This is a genomic window from Streptosporangium sp. NPDC006930 (assembly GCF_040635605.1).
GTDB lineage: Bacteria > Actinomycetota > Actinomycetes > Streptosporangiales > Streptosporangiaceae > Streptosporangium.
In genome coordinates, this window is the sequence record NZ_JBEYID010000007.1 from 355951 (window position 1) to 368590 (window position 12640).

Annotated in this window: 10 protein-coding genes; 5 read left to right on the forward strand and 5 right to left on the reverse strand. The window is 69.7% G+C overall.

Annotated features, from left to right (window positions below; genetic code table 11):
* Positions 1–76: 76 nt before the first annotated feature.
* Positions 77–241: a hypothetical protein gene (locus tag ABZ664_RS15795; RefSeq protein ID WP_362509264.1), complete on the reverse strand. Its 165-nt coding sequence runs from the start codon at positions 239–241 to the stop codon at positions 77–79.
* 137 nt (positions 242–378) lie between these two features.
* Between ABZ664_RS15795 and ABZ664_RS15800 the strand changes: the two genes are divergently transcribed.
* Positions 379–2493 (forward strand): ATPase, encoded by a 2115-nt coding sequence (locus ABZ664_RS15800; RefSeq protein WP_362509154.1) that lies wholly within the window; start codon positions 379–381, stop codon positions 2491–2493.
* Position 2494: 1 nt separating this feature from the next.
* On the opposite strand, the gene ABZ664_RS15805 is transcribed toward ABZ664_RS15800, so the two are convergent.
* Positions 2495–3490, reverse strand: a complete 996-nt coding sequence (locus ABZ664_RS15805; RefSeq protein ID WP_362509157.1) for a 4-epi-cubebol synthase — start codon at positions 3488–3490, stop codon at positions 2495–2497.
* Between the two features lie 331 nt (positions 3491–3821).
* Between ABZ664_RS15805 and ABZ664_RS15810 the strand changes: the two genes are divergently transcribed.
* Positions 3822–4730 carry a PAC2 family protein gene (locus tag ABZ664_RS15810; protein WP_362509160.1) on the forward strand — a complete coding sequence of 303 codons (909 nt, stop codon included), beginning with the start codon at positions 3822–3824 and terminating at the stop codon, positions 4728–4730.
* 69 nt (positions 4731–4799) lie between these two features.
* Positions 4800–5876: a Gfo/Idh/MocA family oxidoreductase gene (locus tag ABZ664_RS15815; protein WP_362509163.1), complete on the forward strand. Its 1077-nt coding sequence runs from the start codon at positions 4800–4802 to the stop codon at positions 5874–5876.
* Positions 5877–5879: 3 nt separating this feature from the next.
* Here the strand turns inward: ABZ664_RS15815 and ABZ664_RS15820 are convergent, their stop codons facing one another.
* Positions 5880–6680, reverse strand: coding sequence for a tyrosine-protein phosphatase (locus tag ABZ664_RS15820; protein WP_362509166.1), 801 nt, complete (start codon positions 6678–6680; stop codon positions 5880–5882).
* 273 nt (positions 6681–6953) lie between these two features.
* Positions 6954–9053, reverse strand: coding sequence for a M6 family metalloprotease domain-containing protein (locus ABZ664_RS15825; RefSeq protein ID WP_362509169.1), 2100 nt, complete (start codon positions 9051–9053; stop codon positions 6954–6956).
* 141 nt (positions 9054–9194) lie between these two features.
* Here ABZ664_RS15825 and ABZ664_RS15830 point away from each other — a divergent pair, with 141 nt between their 5' ends.
* The gene (locus ABZ664_RS15830; RefSeq protein WP_362509172.1) at positions 9195–10268 is read left to right on the forward strand and encodes a hypothetical protein; all 1074 of its coding nucleotides are present in this window, start codon (positions 9195–9197) and stop codon (positions 10266–10268) included.
* 197 nt (positions 10269–10465) lie between these two features.
* On the forward strand, positions 10466–10873 hold the full coding sequence (locus tag ABZ664_RS15835) for a nitroreductase/quinone reductase family protein (RefSeq protein ID WP_362509258.1): 408 nt from the start codon (positions 10466–10468) through the stop codon (positions 10871–10873).
* A gap of 43 nt (positions 10874–10916) precedes the next feature.
* Here the strand turns inward: ABZ664_RS15835 and ABZ664_RS15840 are convergent, their stop codons facing one another.
* A complete protein-coding gene (locus ABZ664_RS15840) occupies positions 10917–12638 on the reverse strand; it encodes an FAD-binding oxidoreductase (protein WP_362509175.1) in 1722 nt (573 codons plus the stop codon).
* Between the last annotated feature and the right edge of the window lie 2 nt (positions 12639–12640).

Sequence of the window (12640 nt, forward strand, 5' to 3'; positions counted from 1 at the left end):
GCCCTGCCGGCCGACCCCCCGCGGCGAGAGGTCCCGCGAAGGGGCTCGGTCGCGGGGGTCCGGCTCGCGGGGGACATCACCAGTGGGGAGGACGGTCCTCGATCAGGCGGGCGTCGTTGTCGGCCTCACGCCACTCGCTCCAGCCGAGATCGGTGTCGTCTGCGGTCTGGTCGGGCAGGATCGGCAACCCGTCGTCGGCGAGGTCGACGGGGCGCAGGTCATCGGGCTCGGGCACTGTCACGAGCCCCATGCTAGCCACCCTCGCGGCTCGTGCTCCCCTTCTCGGGGAAAGCCCGCGCCCCGCGCTGTACGGGGACAGGCCGTGGCCCAGACGGTACGATGCGGTGGCAGGTTCCGGCTATCCCCCCGTGAGGCGCCATGACAACGCCAGCAGGATGGCGGCGAGACGGCAATCTGCCCAACGAGCTGACCAGCTTCGTGGGGCGCACCAGGTTGCTCACCACACTCAGGCAGCGGCTGGGCGAGCACCGCCTGGTCACGGTGACCGGCATCGGGGGCGTCGGCAAGTCCCGCACCGCCCTGCGGATCGCCCACCAGATGCGGGGTGACTTCAAGGACGGCGTCTGGTTCGCCGACCTGGCCCGCCTCCAGGACCCTGGGATGGTCCGTCACACGATCACCTCGGCCCTCGGGATCGCCGACCAGTCCGCCCGCTCGGCGGACGAGACGCTGATCGAGTGGCTGGGCGACCGCGAGATCCTTCTGATCATCGACACGTGCGAGCACCTGGTCGACGCGTGCGGCACCCTCTTCGAGGACCTGCTCGTCAGCGCCCGGGGGCTCACCATCCTGGCGACCAGCCGTCAGTCGCTGAACTGCAGGGGTGAGCACACGGTCACCATCCCACCGCTCACCGTTCCCGGCGACTCCTCGGGCGAGGACGTCTTCACCAACGAGGCGGTGCAGCTCTTCGTCACGCGGGCGAGCGCGGTGGTGCCCAACTTCATGCTGGACGAGAGCAACATCGGCCCGGTGGCCGAGCTCTGCCGCCGGCTCGACGGCATACCGCTCGCCATCGAGCTCGCCGCGGTACGGATGCGCGCCCTGTCGGTGGAGCAGATCCTCGGCCTGCTCGCCGACCGGTTCAGCCTGCTCGCGGGGGCGAGCCGCACGGCGCTGCCCAGGCACCAGACGCTGCGGGCCGCGATCGGCTGGAGCCACGAACTGTGCGAGCCGGCCGAGCGGCTGCTGTGGGCGCGGCTCTCGGTCTTCGCCGGAGACTTCGAGCTCGACGCCGCCCGCTACGTCTGCTCGGGCGACAACCTCCCCTCCGAGGACATCATGGAGCTCATCTCCAGCCTGGTGGAGAAGTCGATCCTGCTGAGCGACGGCACGCCCTCCGGGCACCGCTACCGGCTGATCGACACCCTTCGGCAGTACGGCGAGGAGTGGCTGGACAAGCTCGGCGAGAGCGCCGTGATCAGGGAGAGGCACCGCGATTACTACCTGCAGCTGGCCAAGCGGAGCGAGGACGCCTGGTCGGGTGCCCGTCAGGTCTACTGGTACGTCAGGATGCGCCACGAGCACGACAACATCCGCGTCGCGCTCGACCACTGCCTGCGCACTCCCGGCGAGGTGCAGGCGGGGCTGAAGCTTCTGTCCTCCCTGTGGTTCATGTGGGTGGCCTGCGGGCTGGCCCGCGAGGGCAGGCTATATCTGGAGAAGACCCTGGAGCTGGCGCGCCAGCCGAGCCCCGACCGGTGCAAGGCGCTGTGGGTGCTGTCCTACATCAACAGCGCGCAGGGAAACATCACCGGTGCCATCGAGGCCGCGGAGCAGTGCAGCTCCGACGCCGTCAGGGTCGGAGACTCCGGCGCGGTCATCCTCGCCACCAAGATGCTCGGCACGGCCGCGTTCCTGCAGAACGACCTGCAGAAGGCGAGCGCGCTACTGGGCGTGGCGATCGAGTTCCACAAGAGCGGCCGCGAGCTCAACCCGGGCCTGCTGCCCTCGATCGTCGAGCTGTCCATGGTGCTGCTCATCCAGAACGAGCCGGCCGAGGCCGAGGTGCTGCTGCGCGACTGCATCGCGGTCTGCACCCAGCGCGGCGAGCTGTGGCTGCGCTCGTACGCCATCTACGCGCTCGCCAGCGTGTACCAGGTGATGGGCCGCTCCCCCGAGGCCATGTCGAACGCGCGCGAGGCGCTGCGGCTCAAGCGTTACTTCCACGACGTGCTCGGGATCGGCCTCGCGATCGAGGTGGTGGCCAAGCAGGCGCTGGAAGAGGGGGAGGCGGAGCTCTCGGCCCGGCTGATGGGCGGCGGCCAGGCCAACTGGCGGACCTTCGGGATGCCGCAGCTGGGCTCCCCGTTCTTCAACTCCGAGCACGACCGCTGTGTCAAGGAGTGCAGGCGCATCCTCGGCGAGGAGGCTCACGAGAAGGCCTTCGCCCAGGGCAGGAAGCTGAACCTGGAGGAGTTGATCGTCCTCGCGCTCGGAGACCACGAGGACGGTCGGACCGTTCGGGGGTGAGTCATCGGGCGGAGGGCTTGGGCGTCTCGGCCTGCCAGGCGGACGTGTATCGGGAGCTGGTCAGCGAGTAGTCGACGCTGCCGCTGATCCAGAACTCCAGACCGCGCACGTAGGCGAGCACCGCATCGGAGCCGAGCGCCTCCAGCGAGGGGCGCAGTGCCACCATGTCGGCGATCGCCCGGTTGCGCATGGCGCCGATCGCCTCCATCGCCTGCTGCCGCGAGTAGCCCCGGTGCCTGGCGAGCACGCTCACGAGGTTGTTGCGCGAGTTGGCGCCGTCGCTCTCCTTGGCGTACGAGATGAGGTCGTTGTCCCAGACGACGACGTCGTTGGCACTCTCGGTGATCGCCTTGACATCGGGGTGGCGCCACTCCTCGGGGGTGAGGCTGCATCCGCTGGCGATGTCGATGAGGGCGAAGACGGTGAGCATGGCGCCGGTGCGCCGTCGCATGAAGATGTAGTCGTCCACCTGCGGCACGACGTCGGCCTCGCGGTTGGCGGCCTCCCACACCTGGGCGAAGAGGTAGTCCTTGGTGACGGCGCGCCAGCGGTCGAGCTGGTCGTCGTCGCCGTACCTGGAGATCCTGGTCTTGATCTCCAGGAGCGTCCTGGCGAAGACGTCGTCGACCTCCTGCCCGGCCTCAAGGTCGTCGAGGACGGTGAACAGCCGGGGCAGGGCGCGGCTTATCTCACCGGCGCCGCGGCCCGACTCGCAGAAGGCGTCGTCGAAGGCGAACAGCCACACGCACCAGTCGGTCGCCAGGCGGAGCGTGTGGTGTTCGGCATAGGGATACGTGCGGGCTCCCAGCCAGCCGTACTTGGCCTGGCGGTAGCGCTTGACGGTCTCGGGATCCTCCAGGATGCCCGTTTCCACCAGCCAGTCGAGGGTCTCGGTGTTGACCCGCTCGACATGGGGGTTGACCTCGCTGGGGAAGGGACAGGGTAGCGGAGGGATGCGGAGAGACAGGTCTGACCTACGCGTAGTAGTAGTTCCCACTCCCCAAGGATGACCGAAGGGCGCCCGTTTTCCTATACATCAGGAAACACCCGGATATCGTGGCTTCTGATTTATCACGTGAACCATTTTCAGGTATTCGCCCCCGTTGTCGGTGAGGTCTGCCGCGACCTCGGCTCCTACGCGGGCTCGGAGCCGCCCCGGCTCGCCGGGTCGGACGGACGGGTTGCGAAGAACTCCCCACGCCCAGGGTCAGGCTGCGTGTGACCCACCGCGCCCCGGTAGGGTGCCGTGTGATCGCCGAGAGCAGGCGGAATTCAGCGGCCCCCCAGCGGGTTGAGCTGAAAAGACGACCGACGAAAGGCTGGAAACGGTGTTCGACCCGACGGATCTCTACCGGCTCAGCGGAGACGTCCCTGAGCTGACCGATCCGGTGCTGCTCTACCACTTCGACGGGTTCGTGGACGCGGGCGGCGCCGGAAAACTCGCCATCACCCACCTGCTCGACGAGCTGGAGCACCGGGTCGTGGCGACCTTTGACGTGGACCGTCTGCTGGACTACCGCTCCCGCCGGCCCACCATGACCTTCGACACCGATCGCTGGGTCGCCCTGGAGAGTCCCGAGCTCGTGCTCCACCTGGTCCACGACACCACGGGGACCCCGTTCCTGCTGCTCAGCGGCCCCGAGCCCGACCGCGAGTGGGAGCTGTTCACCGCGGCCGTCGACACGCTGGTCACCCGGCTGAAGGTCGGCAAGCTGGTGACCACCCACGGCATCCCGATGGCCGTCCCGCACACCCGCCCGCTGGGCGTCACGGGCCACGCCAGCCGTCCCGAGCTGGTCACCGGCCAGACCAGCGCCTTCGGCAAGGTCCAGGTGCCCGGCAGCGTGGCCTCGCTGATCGAGTTCCGGCTCGGCGCCAAGGGGCACGACGCCCTCGGCTACGCCGTGCACGTCCCGCACTATCTCGCCCAGGCCGAATACCCGTCGTCCGCGGTGACCGCGCTGGAGGCGGTCACCAAGGGCACCGGGCTGGTGTTCCCGCTGGAGAGCCTGCGCGAGGCCGCGGAGAAGACCGACGCCGAGATCGCCGAGCAGATCCAGGCCTCCCAGGAGCTGTCCACCGCCATCACCGGCCTGGAGCAGCAGTACGACGCGTTCGCGGCGGGCTCCGAGCGCGAGAGCCTGATGGCCGAGTCCTCGGAGATGCCGACCGGCGACGAGCTCGCCGCCCAGTTCGAGGCGTTCCTGGCCGAGCGTGACGAGCGGCGCGGTGACTGACCCTCGCGCCGGCCTCGCCGGGCGCGGGAGCGGGCACCCGTCCCCGGCCGCCGACCCGCCGGCCGCGCCATGACCGACCTGCGCGTCGGCCTTGTCGGGTACGGCGTGGCCGGGGCGTTCTTCCACGCCCCGCTGATCTCCGCGACACCGGGTCTGAGACTGTCCGCGGTGGTCACCGGCGATCCCGGGCGGGCCGCCGAGGTGTCGGAGAAGTACGGCGCGCGGACGACCGGGGACGCCGCCGAGCTGTGGGACTCCGTCGACCTGGTCGTGGTCGCCTCCCCCAACCGTACGCACGTCCCGCTCGCGGAGGCCGCGCTGAGGGCGGGCCTGCCCGTGGTGGTGGACAAGCCGCTGGCCGCGACCGCCGCGCAGGCGCGCGGCCTGGCGGAGCTGGCGGGCGATCTCGGCCTGATGCTGACCGTGTTCCAGAACCGGCGCTGGGACGGCGACTTCCGCACCGTCGAGCGCCTCGTCGCCGAGGGCGCGCTGGGCGAGGTGCGCCGGTTCGAGTCGCGTTTCGAACGCTGGCGGCCGGTGCCGAAGGGCGGCTGGCGCGAGACGGGCGGGACCGAGGAGGTCGCGGGACTGCTGTACGACCTCGGCAGCCACCTGGTCGACCAGGCCCTGCGACTGCTCGGTCCGGCCGTCGAGGTCTACGCCGAGTCCGACGTGCGCCGCCGTGGGGTGAACTCCGACGACGACACCTTCATCGCCGTCTCCCACGCGAGCGGGGCCCGCTCCCACCTGTGGGTGAGCGCGGTCGCTCCTCGGCTGGGCCCCCGTTTCCGGGTGCTGGGCTCGCGGGCCGGCTACCTGAAGTACGGTCTGGACGTGCAGGAGGAGCAGCTGCGCGCCGGGCTGACCCCCGCCTCTCCCGGCTTCGGCGAGGAGCCGTCCGAGCGGTGGGGCACCCTGGGCGCGCACGGCGGAGGTGTCGGCGAAGATTCCCCCGATGCCCGTGCCGTCCCCACCGAGCCCGGCGCCTACGCCGGCTTCTACCGGGACGTGGTGGCGTGCCTCACCGGGGGCGCCCCGCCACCGGTCGCCCCCGAAGAGGTCGTCGAGGCTCTCACCGTACTGGAGGCCGCCCGGCGCTCGGCCGCCGAGCGCAGGGTCGTCACTCTGGAAACCCCTGGTTCCTGACCGTCAGTCACGCAGGCGGGCGCGCAGGAGACGCGAGTCGCCCTCGCTCCAGCCGTGGAAGGCGAGCCACTCCAGCGGTCCGCCGAAACGGTCGTCGAGGACGCTCAGGAACCGCTCGATGTACTCCGACCTCGGACGATGGTCGTCGGCCGGGCGGGTGTCGAGGTCGGCGCGGTAGGTGGTGCTGGAGCGCAGCCGCGCCAGGATGCCCTCAAGGCGGTCACCCGTGGCGACGTAGTCGGCGACGATCGCCTCGCGGGTGGCGCCGGCGACCTCCAGCGCGAGGGCGCAGACGACGCCTGTGCGGTCCTTGCCCGCCGCGCAGTGGACGATGGCGGCCCCCTCGTCGAGGGCGAGGGCGCGCAGGGCCGCCAGGACCGAGTCGGGACGGTCGCGAAGGTAGCCGTAGTAGAACCCGGTCACCCGGAGCTCTGCGAGATCCTCCTCGAGCCGCTCCTCCGTCCAGGGCAGCACCTTGTCGGCCTCGATGGTGTCGGCCTCGACGTCGGTGTACACGCCGCCCTCGGCGAACAGGGTGTGGTGGTGGATGTTCACCTCCGGCACCTTGGTGAGCGGCCCCGGCCCCTCCAGACGCACCTCGGGACCCGAGCGCAGGTCGACGACATTGCGGAGTTTCAGTGCGGTGACGAGTTGCCGGACGTCTCTTCCGGTCAGCCCCTGCAGGTTGTCGGACCGGTAGATCCGGCCGAAGCGTGTGGTCCCGCCGTCCACCGTGGCGAGCCCGCCGAGGTCGCGGACGTTGACGGCACCTTCAAGATCGATCCAACGCGTGAAGTCGTTCATCGCCTTCGAGTCTATACATCGCTTTACCTCCGGACCGTTAACTGTCGACGTCGGCATCCGTAATCATCGATGTCCTCGTTCGACATCGGTAAGTGCGCCTTTTCTCCCTTTATGGGGGACATTCGGGTCCTGACACGCCGTCCCCACCCCCGGCGTGAGCACGGCACGCACGGGGACGGGGACGGACATGAGCACGGACACGGGGATGGGCAGGCACGACGCGTAACCCGCGCCCCGGTCCCCGCACGGGACGGGTGGGACGCGGGTCCGGCGCTAACGTCCCAGCACGAGGCAGGTCGCCTTCGCCTTCTTGGACGGGTCGCTCTCCGAGGTGGCGGTGAGGGTCACCTTCGCGAGGTGGCCACCCTTCGCCGCGCGCAGCGCGTTCACGGTGACCAGGGTGTTTCCGCCGGAGTCGGCGGTCGCGAGCTCGTTGGGCAGCGACGCCGTCCAGCCGCGGCCCTCGACGCTCGCCGACAGCCGGTAGACGTCACCCTTGAGGTAGGCGCTCACGTCCTCGGGGTGTTGCCCCCGCGCCGGGGCGACCCTGCCGGTGTTGAACAGCGGGAAGCGGCAGGACGTCAGGTCCTTCCCCTTCGGGACGCCGACGGACGGTAGCAGCCTCACTCCGCGCCCGTTCGGGCCGGCGCCGTCCAGGGAGCGGATCGCCACCGTGTACGACAGGACGCCCTCGCGGTCGCGCTTGAGGTCGAGGACGTAGAAGTGGAGCCGGTTGGCCTGGTCCACGTACTCGAACTCCGAACCCGAGCCGGTGCCCGCGTGGAACAGCGCGTCCGACAGCTGACGGTAGTCGCCGATCGTGATGGGCACGGCGGCGCCGTCCGGCAGCACGTAGTCGGTCATGCCGATGTCCTGCGGGTTGGCGTCGACCACCCACTCGAAGGGCGCGCGGTCCTCGTTCTTGGTCTTGGCCAGCAGCACGCCGGAGTCCGGGGTGAAGGAGTCCGCGCCCATCCTGTCCACGACCTCGACGGTGTAGTTGTCGTAACCGCCGCCGTCGCAGAACGGGTCGGTGTTCACGTCGCAGGCCGGGCTGCGGTCGCCGTTCCCGAAGGCGATGTTGACGCCCGACAGGCCGCCGGGTCCCGGCTGCGCCACCCGGGCGGTCACCTTGGCCACCACCAGGCCGGAGTCGGCCAGTGCCTCCCTGGACAGGCGCAGCACGTTCGCCTCGTCCACCATCTCCAGCTTGATCTTGTTGCGGAGCATGTGCTGGGCGCCCATCGAGCCGCCCGAGGTGGGCGGGATCAGCCAGCGGCTGTGCGGGCCGCCGGGGCCGTTGAAGCTGCCCCGGCTGAGCATCTCCCAGACTCCGGTGTACGCCCGGCGCGGTGGCACCCCGAACGGGTTGTTGTAGTTGTCGCCGATGCCGAGGATGTGGCTGAGTTCGTGGGCGTAGACGCCCTGCCCGGAACTCTCGGCCTGGGTGGAGGAGCCGCCCCCGGCGTTGGGCCAGATGGACGCGGCCGAGGCCCAGGACGTCCACTCGACGTAGCGGGTCCTGGCCCAGTTGGGCAGGGCCGGGTCCGGCGGGCCGAAGTCGTCGGTCACCGCCTCCTTGGTCGGGAACTTGATCGGGCCGAACTCCTGCCAGGTCGCCGACTCGTCCTGCCCCGCGCTCAGGTAGAAGACGAAGTCGAAGCCCGCGGGGATCTCCTGGCCGACGGAGCCGACCCACGCGGCCCGCGCGTCGGTCCTGATGTTCCTGGTGCAGGTGTCGCCGGACGGGCAGGCCGTGCCTCCCTGGAACTCCATCGCGTACTCGTGCGACTTGCCCGGCATCAGGTACGGGCCGAAGGAGGCGAGTTCCACGCCGTAGCGGCCTCCCGAGTCCTCCATCCAGTATTCGTGGATGGTGTGCCCCCGGTTGAGCTCGTTGGGGGTGTTGAGGAAGTCCTGGTAGAACCGGGCGACCTTCTCGCGGGGAATGTCGTGGGCCTCGGCGCTGGGGTTCTTGAAGACGGTCGAGCCCTTGGGCTGGGTGACCACGAACGGCTGGTTGGGATAGTCGACCAGGACGAGCGCGCCGCGGAAGGTCCGCTTGGACCCTCTGGCCGAGGGGTCGGCCCAGTTGGTGCCGGGTGGTTTGCGGTAGTCCGCCCACGTCATGTGGTCCGGGTTCTTCCAGTTCTGCGGGTCGATCGGTGCCGGGGCGGCGGGGTCGGCCCGCCGCGCGGCCCCTGTCTCGGGGGCGTCCTGCTGCCAGGGCTGTGTCCGGGGCCAGTGGTCCACGCGCCAGGGGTTTTCCGGGTCGGGAGCGGGCTCGGCGGAGGCGGGAACGGAGGTGAGACCGATGGGGATCAGTACGATCGCGGCAAGCAGTACCTTCAGCAACCTGGGGGGTCGTATCACGCTAAAACGGTATAGACCGCTTTCAGATAGATCAACAATCTCCTGTCAAGGAGGTCGGCGCGACGTTTACCCGAGATGCATTTGAGATCTTCGGTTCATCCCCTTAACCTCTCCAAAGGGGACGAACATACAGGAGTGCCTATGTCGACGCGGGCCGGTCGGACCATCGGCACGCGTGCCCGGGCGGTCGTCTCCATCCACTGCGCGCCCCTCGTCCTGCCCGTCGCGAGCCCTCCCGTCAGGGACGGCGCGATCGTCGTCAGGGGCGACCGGATCGTGCGGGTCGGGCCGCGCGCCGAGATCGAGGCCGCCCACCCCCTGCTCTCCCCGGTGCACTGGCCCGGCATGATCGTTCCAGGACTGGTCGACGCGCATCTCCGGCTTGAGAGGACCTCGCCCCCCGCCTCCGTGCACGGCGTCACCGCGGTGGGAGGCATCGCCGCGGATCTCGACGCCGCCTCCACCCTCGGCGAGGCCGGGCTGGACGGCGTGACCTACCTGGAGACCCGCTGCGAGGACGAGGAGCAGTGGGAGGACGAGGGACGCGACCGCCTGATCACCGCGATCCGCGAGGTCGACCACCCCGGTGTCATCGGCATCGCCGCCCACTCCCCCGACCCCCTCGTCATGGAGGACCTCGCCGTCCTGTCACGGACGTTCGGGCTCCGGCTCCACGCCGAGCCCGGCCGCCGGCCGATCGCCTTCCTCGACGAGGTGGGGGTGCTCACCGCGGGCTGTCATATCGCGATCTCCGGCCCGCTCGACGAGGCCGACCGCAAACTCCTCAAGGTCCGCGGCACGGTGATCGCCATCTCGTCGCCTTTCGCCGCGGAAGGTCTCCTCGACGGCGAGAGCGCGATCGCCGTCGGCACCCGTACGGGCGGCGACCCGCTCTCGGTCGCCCGCGCGCTCTCCCACGCCCCGGACCACGACCGCCTCCTGGTCGAGGCGGTGACGCTGGGCGGCGCTCGGGCGCTGGGCATGGACGAGGGACCCGGCCGCCTGGGCTCCCTGGGACGGGGCGGCCGGGCCGACTTCGCCGTCTTCGCCGTGGAGGCCGGCGAGCGGGACGCCTACACCGCCCTGCTCCACGAGGGGCCCGGCCGGTGCGTGGCCACCTTCGTGGGCGGCCGGGCACGCTGGCGCCTCGACGAGAACGCGAGCGCCCCTGGCGCCGTGAACAGCGGTGACGCGAAGAGCAGACGTCCGGCCTGACCCCGCCCGTACCCCGCCCCGCTCGCCGCGCGGTCCGTGCACCGCGCGGTCCGCCGTCCGAAGAATCAGCCGCTCCCCCTCTTTAAATCTCCGCGAAGATGAAACAATGAGTCATGTCGGAAAACACGTCCCACGCGGTCACCATCAAGGAAACGCCCGTCATGATGAAATTCATGATGCGCCTCTTCAACCCTATGATGCGCAAGCAGATACGCAAGGGTAAATCGAGCTCCGTCGCCGGCGTCATACTGCTTCATATCACCGGAAGAAAGACCGGGAAAAAATACGAGATTCCCGTCATGAAGCAGGACGAGAGCGGCAGGTCGTGTGTCTACACCGAGGCCGGATGGAAGGTGAATCTGCGCGGTGGCGCCGATATCGAGGTGACCGACATGGGGGTACGCACCCCCATGCGCGCCGAGCTGATGGACGATCCCGACACCATGGCCGCCGAGATGGAGTCCCTGATCGAGAAGATCGGGCTCAAGGAGGCACGGCAACGACTCGGCATCGTCGTCAACGTCGACCGTCCGCCGACCCGTGAGGAGCTCGCCGAGGCGATCCGGCGGCGCGACCTCGGGGTCATCTACCTGACACCGCGTTAGGGGCGGGGCCCCACCGGGCGGAAGACCCGGTGGGGCCCTTCGCTCACTCGGGCAGGCCGAGCGAACGCAGGTTGTTCGCGTGCCTCGGAGACACCCTCCGGGGGTATTTCTTGGTCTCGGCCTTGCGGGCGTTCTTGGGACGGGTCTGCGGGGGCAGGGTGTCCGAAGCTCCGGGCAACCGGACCGACAACGCGTGGTTGAAGACGTTGCGGGGATCCCATTTCGCCTTGACCTGCTGCAACTTCGGATAGTTGTCCTTGTAGTACAGCTTGTGCCAGGGCACTCCCGAGGTGTTCAGCGCGGGATCGGCGAGGTCGTTGTCGGGGTAGTTGATGTACGCGCCGTCATAGGCCTCGCCGGGGACGGGAACGCCGCCCGTGTCCGCGTGCATCTCCCGATAGGCGTCGCGGATCGACGCCAGCCACCTGTCGTCCTCGGCCGGATCCCACCAGCCGACGTCGAAGAAGCCGATGAGCGGCGCGGTCCTGTGCGGGTTCGCCGTGGCCGCGGGATCCACGGCGTTGATCTTCCCGCCGAGCGACATCAGGTAGACCGAGGCCCCGACGTCACCCTCGCCCTCCGTCAGATACCTGTAGACGACCTTGAGCTGCGCCGGCGTCCAGGGCTTCCTCAGGTAACCGGCCTTCGACTTGAACCTGAGCGCGTAGGCACCGGCTCCCGAGTCGTAGGAGAGGGTGACCCGCAGCCACGGCGCCACGCTGAAGTAGTCGAAGGTGGGCTCGATGCCGACGCCCTCGCCGACGGTCTGCACCAGGGTCCACAGGATGCCGTCCGCGCCGGGCACGTCGCCGTCCATCGCCGTGAACAGCTCGATCCTCCCGCTGGAGCGGTGGTACATGGTCAGCGAGCTGTCGATGCTCTCGAAGGCGGGGTCGGCGTGGTTCTGCTGTTGCCAGCGGGCGTAGTTGTCGGCCAGCCGGGAGAGCGCCTCCTCGGTCATGTTCTCCCAGCTCCAGCTGGCCGAGACCACGAGCTGCTGCGCGGGTGGTTTGGGCAGCAGGGTCGCGGGGTCGTTGCCGCGGGCGTTCGGGGAGCGCATCAGGTAGCGGGTGACGATCCCGAAGTTCCCGCCGCCACCGCCGGCGTGCGCCCACCACAGGTCCCGGTTGGGGTCGCGGGCCTCACGGGTGGCGACGACGATCCGCGCCCGGCCCGAGCGGTCGACGACGACGACCTCCACACCGTGGAGGTGATCGATCACGAGCCCGTGCCTGCGCGACTGGGGACCGTACCCGCCACCGGCGATGTGACCCCCCGCCCCCACGCTCGGGCAGCCACCGGCCGGGATCGTGACGCCCCAGCCGAGGTAGAGCGAGCGGTAGGCCTGCCCGAGCGTGGCACCGGCCTCGATCGCGAACGCCTTGTGAGTGGGGTCGAAGTAGACGTCGTTCATCTCCGAGACGTCGATGATGATCGACGTGGCGGGGTCGTCCACGAAGTTCTCGAAGCAGTGACCGCCACTGCGCACGACGATCTTCTTGCCCGCGCGCACGGCCTCGTTCACCACCTGCACGACCTGCTCCGCGGAGTGGACGACACGGACCGACTCCGGCTGCGCGAGAAACCGGGAGTTGTAGCCCCTGGTGATGAGTTCCGCGTATCTCGGGTCGTCCGGCTTTATCGTCGCCGCGTTCGGCGGCGGTGCGCATTCGGAATGCCCACGCGACGACCCGCCCGGGGTCGTCGCATTCGCCGCCGATTCACCGGTGGCCAGCCCCGCGGCCGCCCCTCCCGCAACGGCCATCG

Coding starts and splice junctions, on each gene's coding strand:
- ABZ664_RS15800 (WP_362509154.1), top strand. CDS start 379: ATGACAACGCCAGCAGGATGGCGGCGAGACGGCAATCTGCCCAACGAG.
- ABZ664_RS15815 (WP_362509163.1), top strand. CDS start 4,800: ATGACCGACCTGCGCGTCGGCCTTGTCGGGTACGGCGTGGCCGGGGCG.
- ABZ664_RS15820 (WP_362509166.1), bottom strand. CDS start 6,680: ATGAACGACTTCACGCGTTGGATCGATCTTGAAGGTGCCGTCAACGTC.
- ABZ664_RS15830 (WP_362509172.1), top strand. CDS start 9,195: ATGTCGACGCGGGCCGGTCGGACCATCGGCACGCGTGCCCGGGCGGTC.
- ABZ664_RS15835 (WP_362509258.1), top strand. CDS start 10,466: ATGCGCAAGCAGATACGCAAGGGTAAATCGAGCTCCGTCGCCGGCGTC.
- ABZ664_RS15840 (WP_362509175.1), bottom strand. CDS start 12,638: ATGGCCGTTGCGGGAGGGGCGGCCGCGGGGCTGGCCACCGGTGAATCG.